The 17,174-nt window shown below is 63.1% G+C and carries 16 protein-coding genes; 3 read left to right on the top strand and 13 right to left on the bottom strand.

All coding sequences use genetic code 11. From position 1 onward, the window contains the following. Positions 1–16 precede the first annotated feature (16 nt). The 3 genes from ACH2DG_RS13425 (at position 17) to ACH2DG_RS13415 (ending at position 3,792) form a co-directional block, all read left to right on the top strand. A complete protein-coding gene (locus ACH2DG_RS13425) occupies positions 17–2,098 on the top strand; it encodes an ATP-dependent helicase (RefSeq protein ID WP_395026714.1) in 2,082 nt (693 codons plus the stop codon). A 107-nt stretch (positions 2,099–2,205) separates the two neighbouring features. Then, positions 2,206–2,526, top strand: coding sequence for a hypothetical protein (locus ACH2DG_RS13420; RefSeq protein ID WP_395026713.1), 321 nt, complete (start codon positions 2,206–2,208; stop codon positions 2,524–2,526). A gap of 51 nt (positions 2,527–2,577) precedes the next feature. Next, positions 2,578–3,792, top strand: coding sequence for a phospholipase A (locus ACH2DG_RS13415; RefSeq protein ID WP_395026711.1), 1,215 nt, complete (start codon positions 2,578–2,580; stop codon positions 3,790–3,792). 9 nt (positions 3,793–3,801) lie between these two features. Here the strand turns inward: ACH2DG_RS13415 and ACH2DG_RS13410 are convergent, their stop codons facing one another. The 13 genes from ACH2DG_RS13410 to ACH2DG_RS13350 all read right to left on the bottom strand — a co-directional run bounded on the left by ACH2DG_RS13410 (position 3,802) and on the right by ACH2DG_RS13350 (position 17,096). Beyond that, on the bottom strand, positions 3,802–4,677 hold the full coding sequence (locus ACH2DG_RS13410; RefSeq protein WP_395026710.1) for an alpha/beta hydrolase: 876 nt from the start codon (positions 4,675–4,677) through the stop codon (positions 3,802–3,804). Between the two features lie 13 nt (positions 4,678–4,690). Beyond that, entirely contained in the window at positions 4,691–5,089 is a 399-nt protein-coding gene (locus tag ACH2DG_RS13405; RefSeq protein ID WP_395026708.1) for a RidA family protein, read from the bottom strand. A gap of 25 nt (positions 5,090–5,114) precedes the next feature. After that, positions 5,115–5,570, bottom strand: a complete 456-nt coding sequence (locus ACH2DG_RS13400; protein WP_395026707.1) for an acyl-CoA thioesterase — start codon at positions 5,568–5,570, stop codon at positions 5,115–5,117. A gap of 1 nt (position 5,571) precedes the next feature. Beyond that, complete coding sequence (locus ACH2DG_RS13395; protein ID WP_395026705.1) at positions 5,572–6,282, bottom strand: ABC transporter ATP-binding protein; 711 nt, start codon at positions 6,280–6,282, stop codon at positions 5,572–5,574. Continuing rightward, positions 6,279–7,052, bottom strand: a complete 774-nt coding sequence (locus ACH2DG_RS13390) for an ABC transporter ATP-binding protein (RefSeq protein ID WP_395026704.1) — start codon at positions 7,050–7,052, stop codon at positions 6,279–6,281. Before ACH2DG_RS13390 ends, ACH2DG_RS13395 begins: the two co-directional genes overlap by 4 nt. After that, a complete protein-coding gene (locus ACH2DG_RS13385; protein ID WP_395026702.1) occupies positions 7,049–8,050 on the bottom strand; it encodes a branched-chain amino acid ABC transporter permease in 1,002 nt (333 codons plus the stop codon). The genes ACH2DG_RS13390 and ACH2DG_RS13385 overlap by 4 nt, the downstream gene beginning before the upstream one ends. Further along, positions 8,043–8,963 carry a branched-chain amino acid ABC transporter permease gene (locus ACH2DG_RS13380; protein WP_395026700.1) on the bottom strand — a complete coding sequence of 307 codons (921 nt, stop codon included), beginning with the start codon at positions 8,961–8,963 and terminating at the stop codon, positions 8,043–8,045. The genes ACH2DG_RS13385 and ACH2DG_RS13380 overlap by 8 nt, the downstream gene beginning before the upstream one ends. Positions 8,964–9,070: 107 nt before the next feature. Then, positions 9,071–10,258 carry an ABC transporter substrate-binding protein gene (locus ACH2DG_RS13375; RefSeq protein ID WP_395026699.1) on the bottom strand — a complete coding sequence of 396 codons (1,188 nt, stop codon included), beginning with the start codon at positions 10,256–10,258 and terminating at the stop codon, positions 9,071–9,073. 45 nt (positions 10,259–10,303) lie between these two features. Continuing rightward, complete coding sequence (locus tag ACH2DG_RS13370; protein ID WP_395026698.1) at positions 10,304–11,923, bottom strand: benzoate-CoA ligase family protein; 1,620 nt, start codon at positions 11,921–11,923, stop codon at positions 10,304–10,306. Between the two features lie 11 nt (positions 11,924–11,934). After that, entirely contained in the window at positions 11,935–13,101 is a 1,167-nt protein-coding gene (locus tag ACH2DG_RS13365) for an acyl-CoA dehydrogenase family protein (RefSeq protein WP_395026697.1), read from the bottom strand. 1 nt (position 13,102) lies between these two features. Further along, positions 13,103–13,957, bottom strand: coding sequence for an enoyl-CoA hydratase family protein (locus ACH2DG_RS13360; RefSeq protein ID WP_395026696.1), 855 nt, complete (start codon positions 13,955–13,957; stop codon positions 13,103–13,105). Between the two features lie 12 nt (positions 13,958–13,969). Beyond that, positions 13,970–14,740 (bottom strand): SDR family NAD(P)-dependent oxidoreductase, encoded by a 771-nt coding sequence (locus ACH2DG_RS13355; protein ID WP_395026695.1) that lies wholly within the window; start codon positions 14,738–14,740, stop codon positions 13,970–13,972. Between the two features lies 1 nt (position 14,741). Continuing rightward, positions 14,742–17,096: a bifunctional salicylyl-CoA 5-hydroxylase/oxidoreductase gene (locus tag ACH2DG_RS13350; RefSeq protein WP_395026694.1), complete on the bottom strand. Its 2,355-nt coding sequence runs from the start codon at positions 17,094–17,096 to the stop codon at positions 14,742–14,744. Between the last annotated feature and the right edge of the window lie 78 nt (positions 17,097–17,174).

Raw genomic sequence — 17,174 nt, 5'->3', positions numbered from 1 at the left:
AAGGTTTCATCGCTCCATGGCAGCAGGCCTCAATCTCGCCCAATTGCAAGCAGTGCACTACACGCAAGGCCCTTGCCTGGTGCTCGCAGGTGCGGGCTCCGGCAAGACGCGCGTCATCACGCACAAGATTGCCCGGCTGATTGAGACAGGCCTTGCGCCGCGCAAGATTGCCGCCATTACCTTCACGAACAAGGCCGCAGCCGAAATGCGCGAGCGTGCCAAGGGACTGATCGGTCGTGCGGCCAATGACGTGCTGATATGTACCTTCCATGCCCTGGGCGTGAAAATGGTGCGCGAAGACGGCCATGTGCTGGGCCTGAAGCCCCAGTTCAGCATCCTCGACAGCGACGATGTCGTCGGCATCCTGAAAGATGCGGCCGGAGGCACCGCAGATGCGGCCACCGCACGCCAGTGGCAGTGGACGATCAGCAAATGGAAAAACATGGGGCTGGACTACAAGGCCGCCCTTGCACAGGCCGCAGATGACAACGAGCGCGCCATTGCGGTCATCATGCAGCGCTATGAAGAGCGCCTGACTGCCTACCAGAGCGTGGATTTCGACGACCTGATCGGCATGCCGCTGCGCCTGCTGCGCGACCACCCCACCGTGCGTGCCAAATGGCAAGCCCACCTCGGACATGTGCTGGTGGACGAGTACCAGGACACGAACGCAACCCAGTACGACCTGTTGAAACTGCTGGTGGGCGAGCGGGCCCATTTCACCGCCGTGGGCGACGACGACCAGAGCATCTACGGCTGGCGCGGCGCCACGCTGGACAACCTCAAGAAGCTGCCGGTGGAGTTTCCGCAGCTCAAGGTCATCAAGCTGGAGCAGAACTACCGCTCCACCAGCGCCATCCTGCGCGCGGCCAACAATGTGATCCAGCCCAACCCCAAGCTGTTTCCCAAGACGCTGTTCTCGGAACTGGGCGAAGGCGAACCGGTGCGCATCGTTGACTGCGACACCGAGGAGCACGAGGCCGAGCGCGTCGTGGCGCGCATCATGAGCCTGCGCGCAGGCGCCAACCCACCGCCGGACTGGAAGAACTTTGCCATCCTGTACCGCGCCAACCACCAGGCCAAGCCGTTTGAAAAGGCCTTGCGCCGCGCCAACGTGCCCTACAAGGTCTCGGGCGGCACCAGCTTTTTCGACCGCGCCGAAATTCGCGATCTGTGTGCCTGGTTCCGGTTGTGGATCAACAACGATGATGACCCGGCATTCCTGCGCGCCATCACCAACCCCAAGCGCGGCATCGGCCACACCACCCTGGGCCGGCTGGGCGAATTCTCGAAAGCACACCACTGCAGCATGTTCGGCGCGCTCTTCAACAGCATGCTCGAAGACGCCATGGCCGCCAAGGGCCGCGAAAGCCTGCTGGAGTTCGGCCGCTACATCAACGACCTGGAATACCGGGCACGCCAGACGCGTGGAGCCGAGGAATCACTCGCCTTCCTGATGGAGTGGCTCAAGGACATCGGCTACGAACAGCACCTGTACGACGCCGAAGACAGCGAAAAGCTCGCCGCCGCGCGCTGGACCAATGTGCTCGAATTCTGTGAGTGGATGGCCCAGCGTGCGGGTGGCCAGACCTCGACGACCGCCGACGTCACCACCACCAGCGAGGCCAAGAGTCTTCTGGAAGTCTCGCAGACCATTGCCCTGCTCTCGACCATCAGCGAGCGTGAAAAGGAACAGGACATGGTGGTGCTGTCTACCCTGCACGCCAGCAAAGGGTTGGAATGGCCCCATGTCATGTTGATCGGCGTCAATGAAGGGCTGCTTCCCTTCAAGTTGGACGACGACGATGGCCGCCAGCAAAAGGTGACCGAAGACGTCGCCCTGCGGCTGCAGGAAGAGCGCCGCCTGATGTATGTCGGCATCACCCGCGCGCAACGCTCGCTGGCCGTGAGCTGGACCAAGCGCCGCAAGAAGGGACGCGAGCTGGTCTCCGCCCTGCCCAGCCGCTTTATTGAAGAAATGGGACTGGACCAAAGCACCGCCCGCGAAGACCCCCGCGAGAAGCTGCGCAAGCTGCGTGAGGAATTTGCCAAGAAGGCGCAAAACGCCAGCAACAATGCCAGTCCCGGCACCGTTTGATCTGCATGAAAAAAACTATACTTTTAATAGCTACAAGCGCTTTACTGGTATGCGCATGCGCTACCAATCAGCAAAAACCACGTCCCACCTGCCCCACGGCAGCCCAAATGGACCAGCCGGAACTGCTGGGCCGCTGGACGGCCACCATGGATGGCCAGCCCGGCCCCATCCAGCTGCAGCTCGCACCGCATCCGGAGTGGAACGGCACGGTCAAGGGCAGCATCGCGCGCCCTGCAGGCCGATCTGTCGTTGTGGGCGACGTCAACCAGGGCAAGCTGACGATGGAAGAATCAGCGGACGGCAAAAAAGTGAGCGGTACCTGGCTCGGTGATGTGGTGGAAGGCAGCTGCGCACGCGAGATCCGTGGCGACTGGCTGGATGATAAAGACAACAGCATCCCTTTCGTCATGCGCAAACAGCCGCAATAATGTGCGACCGCGCAGCCCACTCGCGTCTGCGCGCACCCTGCCCCAACACCCATGAACACCACTTTCTTTGCGCGTACCCCGCTGGCGCTGGCCTGCTCTGCCCTGGGCGCCTGCCTGGGCCTGCCCGCTGCCTGGGCGCAAAACGCCTCAGCCATCGCAAGCAATACCACGGACACCGCCTGGCGCCAGTGCACCCTGCAGCAGGACGGCAACGCACGCCTGGCCTGTTTCGACCAGTGGGCACAGCAGCAAAGCAAGCAAGTGGCGGTAGAGCCGACACCGGCTCCTGTATCCGCTGCAGCAACGGCCCCATCGGCCGCCGAGGCAACCCCGGCCAGCACAGGGCTGCGCGCGCCCGCCACTGTGCTGGCGGCTGCCGAAGAGATTGCGCCTCCCATTGGTGGTTGCCGTAACGATGCCTACACCGAGATGTCACGCTTCTGGGAACTGGAAGCTGGCACCGATTGCGGCAAATTCAGCTTCCGTGGCTACCGCCCGCTTTCCGTGTCGATTGCGGCAGGTGACCATGTCAACCAGCAGCCGACCTCGGGCAACCCCGGCAACTCGGCCCCCACCGCCGAGCCTTACCAGAAGCAGGAAATGCGCATACAGTTGTCGGTGCGAACCAAGCTCGCGCAGAATCTGCTGACCGACCCCAATGGCAAGCTGCGCGATTCGCTGTGGATCGGCTACACCGGTCTGTCGTACTGGCAGGTGTTCAACTCGGACATGTCGCGGCCCTTCCGCACCACCGACCATGAGCCCGAGATCTTCTACGTCTACCCCACTACGGCACAGTTGCCGTTTGGCTGGCGCTGGCGCTACAGCGGGGTGGGCCTCGTGCACCAGTCCAATGGCCAGAGCGATCCACTCTCGCGCAGCTGGAACCGCACCTACCTGATGACCGGCTTCGAGCTGGACAACCGACTGCAATTGCAGGCCAAGGTCTGGCACCGCATCAAGGAAAGCGCCGAGGACGACAACAACCCCGGCATCCAGAACTACATCGGTCGCGGCGAGTTGAAGCTGGGCTGGAACGTGAACCAGCGCAACTGGATGGGCCTCACCGCTCGCGGCTCGCTCAACGGCCACGGCAAGGGCTCGGGACGTCTGGAGTGGATGCACACGCTGGGCGAGGGCTGGATGGGCGGCAAGAGCAATCTGCGCCTGCACGCCCAGCTGTTTCACGGCTATGGTGACAGCCTGATCGACTACAACTACAAGCGTACGGTGTTCTCGCTGGGCTTCAGCCTGCTGGACTTCTAAAAGTCTTTTTTAGGCTGACAACCGCACCAGCCGCTGGCATAGAACCGATTGCGGATCCTCCAGCCGGTGCAGCACCGAAAAATGGTCGCAGCCAGGCAGTGCTGCGTGCTCCGACACATTGCCCGCAGCCTGCCAGGCGGCATGCATCAGCAAGGACTGGCGCTCGAACTCGCTTTGTTCGCGCCCACCCCACACCAGGTGCATGGGCGTGGCGCAGCTGCGGCCGCCAAACGCGGGGGAATTGCGGGAAATCACGCCCTCATCGAGCTGAATCAGAGGCTGCAGATAGCTGTAGCGCAACGGGGCAATGTCGTAGATACCGCTGATCAAGAGCGCGCCGCGCAGCGGGTCATCGGGCAGGCCATAGTCTCTGGCCCAGGGCGTTTGCAGGCACATGGCGCCCAACTGTCCGCCCGCAGAGTGTCCGCCCACCACCACCCGGCCCGGATCGCCGCCGTAGGCTTCGATATGGCGGAAAACCCATGCCAGGCTGGCGCGGCACTGGCGCACGATTTCATCAAGACTGACCTGTGGGCACAAGGCATAGTTCACCACCACCGTGCAAAAGCCCAGGGCCTGCGGCCCCCATGCGAGACAACTGAATTCCTTGGAGGTATTGGCCCGCCAGTAACCGCCATGGAAGAAGACGAACACCGGCGCCGCCGCGCCGCCGGGCGCGTGGAAGATGTCCAGCGTCTCGGCCAGGGTTGCACCAAACGCAACATCCAGCTCACAGCGCAGTTGCGCCCGGGCAAGGGCGCTGCGCTGCACAAAATGCTGGCGCGCCGCTGCCGGGTCTGCAACCGGCCGCAGCGGATCGTAGGCTGCGTCAATCTGTGCCTGCGATTCAAAATCGCGGTAGAGCTTGAAAGGCGAAGGAGCCACGGCGACCGCCCGCTCAGTTGGCATCCGGCACCACAGCCGTCACCTCGATCTCGACCTTGGCGCGGTCTTCGATCAAGGCCGCCACCTGCACCGCCGTCATGGCGGCGTTGAAGCTGCCGATCAGTTCGCGGTAGGCCTTGCCGATCTCGGCCTGCTGGGCCAGGTATTCCTTCTTGTCGGTGATGTACCAGGTCATGCGCACGATGTGTTCGGGCCGGGCGCCGCCCTCTTCAAGCACGGCCACAATGTTCTGCAGGGCCTGGCGCACCTGACCCGCCAGATCATCGGTGTGGAACACGCCTTGCGCATCCCAGCCGATCATGCCCGCCACGAACAGCTGACGCCCCGTGACCGTCACGCCATTGGCATAGCCCTTGGGACGGGGCCACCCCTGGGGAAGTAGTACTTGCATAGCGATTCCTTTCCAGATCAAAAAACTATTGCGCGCCGTCGCCCGCCATCCAGCGCTCGATGGCTGCACGTATGTGGCCGGGCACGGCCACGGCTGCGTGGGTGTCCAGGTTGGTAAAGACCAGCACCTTGCGGGCCATCGCGCGCAGCACACCATCCGTACCTGCGCAACGCAGCACCAGCTCCAGCGAGCGGCTGCCCAGCTTCTGTACAGCCAGATCCAGATGCACGGCATCGCCCATGCGGGCGATGGCGCGAAAATCGCACTCCAGATGCACGATGGGCAGGCCTGTTCGCTCAGGCCCCAACATCTGCGCGTAGGGGTGCTCCAGCGTCAGGTTGAACCAGTCTTCCACCAATCCGTTGAACAGCACCAGGTACTGCGGGAAGAAAATGATGCCCGCCGGGTCGCAGTGCGCAAAGCGAATGCTGATGTTGCTGCGGAAAAACGCCCCGTGCTCGGGCCAGGTCAAGGCTGCCATCTCAGATTCCGATATAGCGCTGCCAGACCTCGGGCTGGCATTGCAGCTGCGCCGAAGAGCCCTGCCACACCACCTGGCCGCGCTCGATGATCGTGTGGCGATCAGCCAGCCCCATCAGGCGCTTGACGTACTTGTCGATCACCAGAATGGTCTGCCCCTGCGCACGCAAGGCAGCAAGACAGCTCCAGATTTCTTCGCGGATCAGTGGCGCCAGGCCTTCGGTGGCTTCGTCCAGAATCAACAGGTGCGGGTTTGTCATCAACGCCCGCCCGATCGCCAGCATCTGCTGCTCGCCGCCCGACAGCCGGTTGCCCAGATTGCCCGAGCGCTCCGCCAGACGCGGAAACAGCGTGTACACCCGCTCCAGCGACCAGGGGTTTTCCGAGGCGTTGCGGTTGGCAGCAAAGGCCAGCAGGTTCTCCTGCACAGTCAGATTCGCAAAGATCTGCCGCCCTTCAGGCACCACCGCCATGCCCATGCGTGCAATGCGATCAGCCGCCAGCCGCTCGATGCGCTCGCCACGAAAACGGATGCTGCCGCTGCTCGCCGGGGTGATGCCCAGCAGGCTGCGCACCGTCGTGGTCTTGCCCATACCGTTGCGCCCCAGCAAGGTGGCCACTTCGCCCATTCCAATCTGCATGTGTATGCCAAACAGCACCTGGCTGCTGCCGTAGCTGGTCTGCAGTTGTTCGACTTCCAGCAGGGCCGTCATGGCGCTACCTCCTCTGCCTCATCGCCCAGGTAGGCACGCTTGACCTCGGCATGGTTGCGGATCTCTTCGGGCGTACCGCTGGCGATCACCTTGCCAAACACCAAGGTCGATATGCGGTCGGCCAGGCGGAACACGGCGTCCATGTCATGCTCGACCAGCAGGATCGTGGTATCCCGTCGCAATTCCTGCAACAGGGTCACCATGCTTTCGGATTCTTCGGGCCCCATGCCCGCCATGGGCTCGTCAAGCAGCAGCATGCGCGGCCGCGTCGCAAGGGCCAGTCCCACTTCCAGTTGGCGCTGCTCGCCATGCGCAAGCAGGCCGGCCGGCCGCTGCAACTGCGCCGCAAGCCCTACGCGCGCCGCCACTTCGGCAGCCTGCGCATAGCGCGCGCTTTCATGGCGCGCAGGGGGCCAGAAGCGCCAGCTCGAACCATCGCGCGCCTGCACGGCCAGTGCAATGTTCTCCAGCACCGACAGGCGCTTGAAAATGCTGGTGATCTGGTAGGAGCGCACCAGTCCGCGCTGCACCCGCGCCGGCATCGCCATGGCGTGGATCGCATCGCCCGCAAAAAGTATCCGCCCCTCATCGGAAGCGAGGGCCCCCGACAGCTGGTGGATCAAGGTGGTCTTGCCCGCGCCATTGGGGCCGATCAGCGCATGGATTTCGCCAGCATGCACATCGAAGCTGGCATGGTCAGTGGCCGTGAGCCCGCCAAAGCGCTTGACCAGGCCCTGCACCTGCAACAAAGGTGTCGCCACTGTGTTCATGGCTTTCTCCACATGCCGCGCCGCAGGCTCAGCAATCCATTGGGTGCCACCAGCACCACGATCAGCAGCACCGCGCCCAGGCCCAATTGCCAATGCATGGTGTAGGCGGCCAGCACCTCTTCCAGCAGCAAAAACACCGCAGCCCCCAACAGGCCGCCATACAGATGCCCCACTCCGCCCAGAATGACCATGATCAGCAGAATGCCCGACTGCGTCCACTGCAACATGCCCGGGCCCACAAAGCTGCTCTGGTTGGCCAGCATGGCGCCCGCCAGTCCAGCAAAGGCGCCGGCAATCGTGAAAGCCGCCAGCTTGTAGCGATAGACAGGAAAGCCGATCGCAGACATGCGGGTCTCGTTCTCCTTGATCGCCTGCAGCACATGGCCAAACCGCGCATTGAGCATGCGGGCCATCAGCAGCACACAGAGGGTCACCAGCAACAGCACCACGTAGTAGAAAGTCGTGTCGTCGCCCAAATCCAATCCAAAGCCAATCTGAGAACGGGCGGGCAGCGACAGGCCATCGTCTCCGCCCAGGGCCTTGAACGACATGATCAGGTAGTACAGCATCTGCGCAAATGCCAGCGTGATCATGATGAAGTACACCCCTTGCGTGCGCAGGCTGATCGCACCCACCACCAGCGCAAAGCCAGCCCCCAGCACCATCGCCAGCGGCCAGGCCAGCCAGGCGGACGCCACGCCTTGCTGCATCAGCACGCCGACCGTGTAGGCACCCAGGCCCATGAAGGCCGCGTGGCCGAAGCTGACCATGCCTCCGAAGCCGAGGATGAAGTTGAGGCTTGCCGCTGCCAGGGCGAACACCAGCACGCGGCTGGCCACGCCAATGTAGAAATCCTCATTCATCGCGTGGGCGATTACGGGCAGTGCCACGAGCAGCAGCAGCACTGGCAGCATCACCCGCCAGTGGAGGCGATGATCCAGGATGCTGTGCCGCGCGGGGCCGCTGGCAGCCGAATAAGGAGCGGAGGTGTCAGTCATGGGCGGGAAACAGGCCTTGGGGTTTGTAGAACAGCACAGCTGCCATCAGCACATAGATCAGGATCGAGGCGACAGCCGGGCCCGCGTTGGCCGCAACATCCGGCCCCATGGTTTTTTCGAACAGCAGCGGCACCAGGGTTCGGCCCGCCGTATCGACCACACCCACCAGCAAGGCACCCAGCAGTGCACCCCGTATCGAGCCAATGCCACCAATCACGATCACCACGAAGGCCAGGATCAGAATGCTCTCGCCCATGCCCACCTGCACCGCCAGCAGCGGCCCGAGCATGCCGCCCGCCACGGCGCACAGGGCGGCCCCAAGCGCAAACACCAGGGTGAACAGGCGGCGCACGTTGGCCCCCATGGCGGTCGCCATTTCGCGGTTGGCAGCACCGGCGCGTACCTGCATGCCAAAGCGGGTCCGCGTGACCAGCAGCCACAGCAGCAAGGCCACAAGCAGGCCCACACCGATGATCAGCAGGCGGTATGCGGGGTAGGAGAAGCCGCTCATCAACTCAACAGGCCCGGCCAGGGCCGCAGGCGGGTTCAGCATCAAAGGCTGTGCCCCCCAGATGATGCGCACGATTTCGTTGCTCATCAGCAAGATGGCGAAGGTGCCCATCACCTGCGACAGATGGTCGCGGTGGTAGAGCCTACGCAAAATGGTGCATTCCAGCAGCACGCCCACCACCACCGTGGCGAGCACACCCAAGCCCAGGCCCAGCCAGAACGAGCCCGAGGCCTGGCTGAAGGTGGCCACCAGATAGGCCCCAATCATGTAGAGCGAACCATGGGCCAGGTTGATCATGTCCATGATGCCGAAGACGAGCGTCAGCCCCGCTGCCAGCAGGAAAAGCATCAGACCGAACTGCAGTCCGTTGAGCGATTGCTCCAAAATCAAGATGGCGTTCATCGAAGTCGGCTATTCATGAAGACATGGCCCAGGTAACATGCAACTGGCGTGGCCCGCACGCGGGCACCGGCACCGGGCAAGGGCCGCACAGCGGTCCATGAGCTTGCTCACAGGTTCTGCATCTTGCAGTCCTTGACGTAGGCATCCTGGTGGTTCTTGAACACCGTGCCCACCGTGCGGTTGGTCAGCTTGCCCTGGGCATCCTTGGTCACTACACGCAGGTAGTAATCCTGCACCGGGAAGTGGTTGGTGTTGAACTTGAATGCACCACGCACCGATTCGAATTTGGCCGCCTCCAGCGCCTTGCGCAGTGCGGCCTTGTCGTCGAGCTTGCCTTTGACATCGCGCACGGCGGCGTCCATCAGCTTAGCGGCGTCGTAGCCGTGCGATGCATACAGGGACGGCATGCGGCCAAACTCCTTCTGAAAATCCGCCACAAACTTCTTGTTTGCCGCGTTGTCCAGGTCATGCGCCCATTGTGAGGTGTTGAAGGTGCCCAGCATCGACTCACCCACCGCGCGGATCACGTCTTCATCCGCCGAGAAACCCGGTGCATACAGGGTCATATCCTTGGACAAGCCTGCCCCGACGAACTGTTTGATGAAGTTCACACCTAGACCGCCAGGCAGAAAGATATACACGCCGTCGACATTGGCCGCGCGCATTTTGGAAAGTTCCGCGCCGTAGTCGAGCTGGTTGAGCGCGGTATAGGTCTCCATGCCGATCTCGCCCTTGTAGAAGCGCTTGAAGCCGGCGATCGAATCCTTGCCTGCCGGGTAGTTGGGCGCAATCAGCGCCACGCGCTTGAAGCCCTTGTCCTGCATGGTCTTGCCAGCTGCTTCGTGCAGTGCGTCGTTTTGCTGCGACACATTGAAGAAGTAGGGGTTGCACTGCGCACCAGCGTACTGCGATGGACCTGCATTGGGGCTGATGAAGAAAGTCTTGTTCTGAAAGGCAGGTTGCCCGACGGCCAGCATCACGTTCGAGAACACCGTACCCGTCATGAAGTCCACCTTGTCGCGCTTGAGCAGACGCTCTGCCGTCTGCTTGGCCACTTCGGGGTTCTGCTGGTCGTCAACCACCACCACCTCGGCTGGCAGATTGCCGATCTTGCCGTTCATGTGCTTGATGGCCAGGTTGAACCCATCGCGGATATCGACACCCAGCCCCGCGCCCGGGCCGGAGAGCGTGCTGAGCAGGCCGACTTTCACCTGGTCGGCTGCTTGGGCACCGCCGACCATCAGGGCACCGATGGACAGTGCCACCAGACTGTGTTGCAAGGAATGGCGCTTCATGGTTTTCTCCTCGTTGCTGTTCGTGAAAATTTCACCGAGCCGATACTATGCCGGGCTGTGCAGCCGAAACCGTTGTAGTTTTCCCGTAGCCGTGCGCGGCAGTTGCTCCACAAAGGCCACCGCACGCGGGTATTTGTAGGGGGCGACAGTGCGCTTGACGAAGTCCTGCAGCTCCTTGGCCATGGCTTCGTCCCCCACGTGCCCGGAACGCAACACGACAAAGGCCTTGACGATCTGGCCACGCTCGCTGTCGGGCACGCCAATCACCGCGCATTCGGCAACGGCCGCGTGGGCCATGAGGGCGTCCTCCACCTCAGGGGCTGCGATGTTGTAGCCCGCAGAGATGATCATGTCATCAGTGCGCGCCTGGTAGACGAAGTAGCCGTCGGCATCCATCAGATACGCATCACCCGTGAGATTCCAGCCCTGCTGCACATATTGGGTTTGGCGGCTGTCGGCCAGGTAGCGGCACCCTGTCGGGCCCAGCACGGCCAGCCGGCCCACGGTGCCGGGCGGCACTTCGTTGCCCTGCTCGTCCACCACCTTGGCATGGTAGCCGGGCACGGCCTTGCCTGTGGCACCGGGCCGTGCGTCTTCCTCCCGGTGCGAGATGAAGATATGCAGCATCTCGGTGGAACCAATGCCATCGATGATCTCGATGCCGGTGGTCTCCTTCCACAATGCGCGCGTGGAGACGGTCAGTGCTTCGCCCGCCGACACACATTTGCGCAGCCGGGTATTGCGGATGCGCTCGCCCTGCTGGGCCATGACGCGGTAGGACGTAGGCGCCGTGAACACCACCGTGGCACCAAAGCGCTCTATGCCGTCCGCCAGCTGGGCCGGTCCCGCCTTCTCCAGCAGCACCATCGATGCACCGATGGACATCGGAAACAGCACCTGTCCACCCAAACCAAATGTGAAGGCAATCGGCGGACTGCCAACAAACACATCGTCCGCATGGGCGCGCAATATGCTCTTCGGCCAGCAGGCACAGATGGCCATCACATCGCGGTGGAAATGCATGGTTGCCTTGGGCACACCCGTGGTGCCCGAGGTGAAGCCCAGCAGGCAGGTATCGGTGGCCGCCGTATCCACGGCATCGTAATGCGGCGCGGCCTGCTCCATGAGCGCTTCGAGCGAATCTGCATCCTGAGCCTGTGCATTGAAAAAGCAGATCGATTGCAGAGCCGGGCTCTTTTGCTGCGCCCCCAGCACCTCGGCGCGCTGGGCGTCGTCGCACAGCGCATGGCTGATCTTGGCAATATCCACGATGGTGGACAGCTCCTTGGCACGCAGCAGGGGCATGGCTGCCACCGCAATGCCACCGGCCTTGACCACACCGAACCAGCAGGCCACCAGCATGGGGTTGTTGGGGCCGCACAGCAGCACACGGTTGCCAGGCACCAGGCCCATCTCGCCGCTCAGCACATGGGCGATTCGGTTGGCCCTGTCCTGCAAATCGGCATAGCTCCAGCGCAAGCCTTCGGCCTGTATGCACAGCCGGTCGCCGCGCCCCTCTTTCACATGGCGGTCCAGCAGTTCGGCGGCACAGTTCAGCCGTTCAGGAAACTGCAACTCCGGCAGCTCGAAAACATAGTCGGGCTGCAACTCGGCAGGCGGCAGGTTGTCGGCAGCAAAAGTATCGATATGGGCGGTGTGGGACATGGCTTGGTCTCCTAGGCCTGTACGCTCTTGAGCAGCTCACGTGCAATGATGAGCTGCTGCACCTCGGTCGCGCCTTCGTAGATGCGCAGCGCGCGAATCTCGCGGTACAGCCGCTCCACCGGCTGATCGCTGACCACGCCCAGCCCGCCCCAGAGCTGCACCGCCGCATCGATCACCTGTTGCGCGTTCTCAGTGGCTGTCATCTTGGCCATTGCAGCTTCGCGCGTCACGTTCTCGCCCTGGTCGCGCTGCCAGGCCGCGCGGTAGGTGAGCAGGGCCGCGCTGTCGATCTGCGTGGCCATCTGCGCGAGCTTGGCCTGGGTGAGCTGAAAATCGGCCAGCACGCCGCTAAACATCTTGCGCGTGGTGGCGCGCTGCAGTGCCTCATCCAACGCGCGGCGCGCAAAGCCCAGCGCGGCTGCGGCCACCGAGGTACGGAATACATCCAGTGTGCGCATGGCTACCTTGAAGCCTTCGCCGCCCGCGCCCACGCGCTGGGCCACAGGTACCCGGCAATCGGTGAACTTCAGCCGCGCCAGCGGGTGCGGTGCGATCACGTCGATGCGCTCGGCGATCTCGAAACCCGGCGTACCCGCATCGACGATCAGCGCCGAGATACCGCGCGAGCCAAGCGCCTCGCCCGTGCGCACAAAAGCCACGTAGAAGTCGGCGATGCCGCCGTTGGATATCCAGGTTTTCTCGCCGTTGATCACATAGTGGTCGCCATCGAGCTGCGCCTCGCAGGCCATGGCTGCCACATCCGATCCAGCCTCGGGCTCGGACAGTGCAAAGGCCGCAATCGCCTCGCCCGCCGCCACTTTGCCCAGGTAGCGCTGCTTCTGGTCTGACGTGCCAGCCAGGCTGATGGCGCCGGAGCCCAGTCCCTGCATGGCAAAAGCAAAGTCGGCCAGCCCATTGTGGCGCGCCAGTGTTTCGCGGATCAGGCAGATGGCGCGCGTGTCGATCTGCGGGCACGCGCCGCCATGCTCTGCCCCTGCCACCGCATGGCGCAGCCAGCCGCCAACTCCCAGGGCCTTGACCAACTGGCGGCAATCACCGTCGGTGTCGCTGCTGTGCACATGCGCCGCATGCCGGGCCGCCCAGGCATCCAGCCCCTGCGCCAGTTGAGCGTGGCGGGCCTCAAAGAAAGGCCACTTCAGATAGCTGCTGTCTGCCATGTCAGTTTCCTTGGAATTGCGGCTTTTGCTTGGCGACGAACGCATGGTAGGCGCGCGAGAAATCTTCGGTCAGCATGCAAAGAGCCTGCGCCTGGGCTTCGGCCTCGATGGCCTGCTCCACCGTCATCGCCCATTCCTGGTGCAGCATGGTCTTGGTGATACCGTTGGCAAAGGTGGGACCGGCAGCCAGGTCGCTGGCCAGCTTGTGCGCCTGCTCCAGCAAGGCATCGGGTTCGCACAGGCGGTTGAAGAAACCCCAGCGCTCCCCTTCTTCGCCGCCCAGGCTGCGGCCCGTATAGAGCAGCTCGCTCGCCCGGCCCTGGCCGATGAGGCGCGGCAAGATGGCGCAGGCGCCCATGTCGCAGCCCGCCAGACCCACGCGGTTGAAGAGAAAGGCCGTCTTGCTGCGCGCCGTACCCAGCCGTATGTCAGAAGCCATCGCCATGATGGCGCCCGCACCGGCGCAGACACCGTCCACGGCAGCGATGATGGGCTGCGGGCAGGCGCGCATGGTCTTGACCAGCTCGCCCGTCATGCGGGTGAACATCAAAAGCTCAGGCGCCTTGAGCTGCACCAGCGGGCCGATGATCTCATGTACATCACCGCCCGAGCAGAAATTGCCGCCTGCCCCCACCAGCACCACCGCCTTGACATCCTGCGCCCATTTGAGGTTGTGGAACAGATCGCGCAGCTCGGCGTAGGACTCGAAAGTCAACGGGTTCTTGCGCTCGGCCCGGTTGAGCGTGATCGTGGCGACGCCGCCTTCCACCTGCCACAGAAAGTGCTGCGCCTGGTAGCCCGCCAGCTGCTGGTGATTGCCCGCCACCAGGGCAGGATCGATTGTGTATTCACTCATCTTGGTCTCCATTCACATCACTTCGCCGCCCGCCACTGCAATGGCCTGGCCGGTGACCGCGCCAGCACCCCGGCCACACAGCCACAGCACGGCGTCGGCCACTTCCTGCGGCTGCACCAGCCGGCCCTGGGGGTTGCTTTTGACGAATTCAGCCATTGCCTGCTCGGGCGAGCGGCCGGTCTTTTCCACCACGCGCGCAATGCTCTCGCGGACGATCTCGGTTTCGGTATAGCCGGGGCAGACTGCGTTGACGGTGATGCCCTTGGTGGCGAACTCCAGCGCCAGCGCGCGGGTCAATCCCACCACGCCGTGCTTGGCTGCACAGTACGCGGCTACATAGGCGTAGCCCGCCAGCCCTGCCGTGCTCGCCACATTGATGATGCGCCCATAACCCGCGACCGCCATTGCAGGCAACACTTGCTGCATGCACAGCATGGTTCCCGTCAGGTTGACGGCCAGCATGCGCTGCCACAGCGCAGCATCCATCTTCATGAACGGAGCGCTCTGCGCCTGACCCGCATTGTTGACGAGGATATTGACAGCCCCCTGCGCATGCACTGCCTGCGCGAAAGCTGTCTCTACCTCAGATTCCTGCGCGACATCGGCCAGCTCCATGCGGCATTGCCCGGGGAATTCATCCACAAGCCTGCGCAGCGGCTCGGCCCTGCGCCCCAGCACCGTGACCCTGGCCCCGCGCGCCAGCAATTGCCGCGCAATCGCCTCGCCAATGCCCTGGCCAGCGCCGGTCACCAGAGCGTGTTGATCGTTCAGATCGCCCGTCATCTCAGTGCCCCCCGGCCGAAGCCATCGCAGTAGCTTGCTGCGCCTTCTCGCGCTCGAACAGGGTTTCCATCTGGCGTTTGCCCTGAAAGTACGGCTTGGGCCAGGCAATGGCGGTGTAGCCGATCTTTGCCGCCTCGGTCAGCGTCCAGGCCGGGTTGGCCAGGTGCGGGCGGGCCACGGCGCACAGATCAGCGCGGCCCGCCGCGATGATGGAGTTGGCATGGTCTGCCTCGCTGATCGCTCCTACGGCCATGGTGGCAATGCCTGCCTCCTGGCGAATGCGGTCGGCAAATGGCGTCTGGAACATGCGGCCATACACCAGCTTTTCCTGCTTGCTCACCTGGCCCGATGAGCAGTCGATCAGATCTGCACCTGCGGCCTTGAAGGCCTTGGCAATGTCCACCGCGTCTTCGGGCGTGATGCCACCCGGCACCCAATCGTGGGCCGAGATGCGCACGGACATGGGCCGGTCCTCGGGCCAGACGGCGCGCACTGCGCGGAAAACCTCGAGCGGATAGCGCAGCCGGTTTTCCAGACTGCCGCCATATTCGTCGTCGCGGTGATTGGTCAGTGGCGAGATGAAGCTGGAAAGCAGGTAGCCGTGGGCGCAGTGCAGCTCCAGCCAGTCGGCACCGATATCAGCCGCCATCTGCGCGCCATGCACAAACTGGGCCTTGACCTCCTCCATGTCCGCGCGCGTCATCTGCCGAGATATCTGGCTCACACCTTCCAGGTATTGCTGCGGCGAGGCAGAAATGATGGGCCAGTTGCCCTCCGGCAGCGGCAGATCAGTGCCATCCCAGGCCAGGCGCGTCGATGCCTTGGCGCCCGCGTGGCCGATCTGCATGGCGAACCTGGCATCGGTATGGACATGAATCCAGTCGGCAATGCGCTTCCACGCTGCCTTCTGCGCTTCGCTATACGTACCGGGGCAGCCGGGGGTGATGCGACCCTCGGGGCTCACGCAGGCCATCTCGGCAAACACCAGCCCTGCGCCGCCCATGGCACGCGCCCCCAGGTGCACCAGGTGGTAATCGCCGGGCACGCCATCCACGGCCGAGTACTGCGCCATGGGGGACACCACGATACGGTTCTTGAGGGTGAGGCCGCGCAGCGTATAAGGCAGAAACATCGGCGGTGGCGCCTTGCCCCCCTTGCCATCATCGATGTGCACACCGTTCCTCTCGGCCAGCCACCGTTCATAGCCACCCAGCCACGCCGCATCGCGCAAGCGCAGGTTCTCGTGGCTGATGCGTTGGCTGCGCGTGAGCATGGAATACATGAACTGCTCGGGCTCCAACTGGTCGCAGTAGCGCTGACCACAGGCCTCGAACCACTCCATCGCATTCCAGGCTGCGTTCTGGATGCGCAGTGTCTCCACCCGGCGCGCCTCCTGGTAGGCTGCAAGCACTTCAGGGATATGCACTGGCGCAGCGCCCAGGGTCTTGAACTGGCGCGCCAGCTCGATCGCGTCTTCAATCGCCAGCTTGGTGCCCGAGCCAATGGCAAAGTGCGCCGTGTGCACGGCATCGCCCATCAGCACCACATGGCTGCCCTTGGCATTCTGGAGCCACCACTGGTCGCACACCACGCGCTGAAAGTTGATCCACGCCGAGCCACGCAGATGGCGCGCATTGGTCATCAGCTTCTCACCCTGCAGGTTGTCCGCAAAGAGCTTTTTACAGAAGTCTATGGACTGCTGCTGGTCAGCCGTATCGAGACCACTGGCCTTCCAGGTGTCTTCGGTGGTTTCGACGATGAAGGTCGAAGTGTTGTCGTCGAACTTGTAGATGTGCGCCTGGAACCAGCCATGCTTCGTACGCACGAAATCGAAGGTAAAGGCCTCGTAGACCTTGTTCGTGCCCAGCCAGATGAAACGGTTGGGACGCGTGACGATATCAGGCCTGAAGGTGTCGGCATATCGGGCGCGGATGCGCGAGTTCACGCCGTCACTGGCAATGATGAGGTCCGCATCGGGATAGTCTTCATCGGACTGCACATCGGTCTCGAACACCAGCTTCACACCCAGTTGCTCACAACGCGCCTGCAGGATGTTGAGCAGGTGCTTGCGGCCAATACCCACAAAGCCGTGGCCGCCGGAGCGAATCCTGCGGCCCTTGAACAGCAGCTCGATGTCGTCCCAGTGGTTGAAGGCCTCCTCGATCTGTGCCGCTGTCACCGGGTCCCATTCGCGCATGTTGTCCATGGTCGCATCGGAGAACACCACGCCCCAGCCAAAGGTGTCGTAGGGCTTGTTCCGCTCCACGACGGTCACATCGTGGGAAGCGTCCATCTGCTTCATCAGCAGCGCAAAGTACAAACCTGCGGGACCGCCGCCGATGCAGACAATTTTCATCGCAACCGAGCTCCTTCAAATTGCTTTATGTCTAAATTATTTATGAATGAATATTTGAATAGAATACGAAGTAACCCT

Origin of the sequence: Comamonas odontotermitis (assembly GCF_040396735.1) — a bacterium.
GTDB lineage: Bacteria > Pseudomonadota > Gammaproteobacteria > Burkholderiales > Burkholderiaceae_C > Comamonas > Comamonas odontotermitis_C.
This window is presented reverse-complemented; position numbering and strand designations above follow the sequence as displayed.

Coding starts and splice junctions, on each gene's coding strand:
- ACH2DG_RS13385 (WP_395026702.1), bottom strand. CDS start 8,050: ATGACTGACACCTCCGCTCCTTATTCGGCTGCCAGCGGCCCCGCGCGG.
- ACH2DG_RS13425 (WP_395026714.1), top strand. CDS start 17: ATGGCAGCAGGCCTCAATCTCGCCCAATTGCAAGCAGTGCACTACACG.
- ACH2DG_RS13420 (WP_395026713.1), top strand. CDS start 2,206: ATGGACCAGCCGGAACTGCTGGGCCGCTGGACGGCCACCATGGATGGC.
- ACH2DG_RS13400 (WP_395026707.1), bottom strand. CDS start 5,570: ATGGCAGCCTTGACCTGGCCCGAGCACGGGGCGTTTTTCCGCAGCAAC.
- ACH2DG_RS13370 (WP_395026698.1), bottom strand. CDS start 11,923: ATGTCCCACACCGCCCATATCGATACTTTTGCTGCCGACAACCTGCCG.
- ACH2DG_RS13380 (WP_395026700.1), bottom strand. CDS start 8,963: ATGAACGCCATCTTGATTTTGGAGCAATCGCTCAACGGACTGCAGTTC.
- ACH2DG_RS13350 (WP_395026694.1), bottom strand. CDS start 17,096: ATGAAAATTGTCTGCATCGGCGGCGGTCCCGCAGGTTTGTACTTTGCG.
- ACH2DG_RS13405 (WP_395026708.1), bottom strand. CDS start 5,089: ATGCAAGTACTACTTCCCCAGGGGTGGCCCCGTCCCAAGGGCTATGCC.
- ACH2DG_RS13415 (WP_395026711.1), top strand. CDS start 2,578: ATGAACACCACTTTCTTTGCGCGTACCCCGCTGGCGCTGGCCTGCTCT.
- ACH2DG_RS13355 (WP_395026695.1), bottom strand. CDS start 14,740: ATGACGGGCGATCTGAACGATCAACACGCTCTGGTGACCGGCGCTGGC.
- ACH2DG_RS13365 (WP_395026697.1), bottom strand. CDS start 13,101: ATGGCAGACAGCAGCTATCTGAAGTGGCCTTTCTTTGAGGCCCGCCAC.
- ACH2DG_RS13360 (WP_395026696.1), bottom strand. CDS start 13,957: ATGAGTGAATACACAATCGATCCTGCCCTGGTGGCGGGCAATCACCAG.
- ACH2DG_RS13395 (WP_395026705.1), bottom strand. CDS start 6,282: ATGACGGCCCTGCTGGAAGTCGAACAACTGCAGACCAGCTACGGCAGC.
- ACH2DG_RS13375 (WP_395026699.1), bottom strand. CDS start 10,258: ATGAAGCGCCATTCCTTGCAACACAGTCTGGTGGCACTGTCCATCGGT.
- ACH2DG_RS13390 (WP_395026704.1), bottom strand. CDS start 7,052: ATGAACACAGTGGCGACACCTTTGTTGCAGGTGCAGGGCCTGGTCAAG.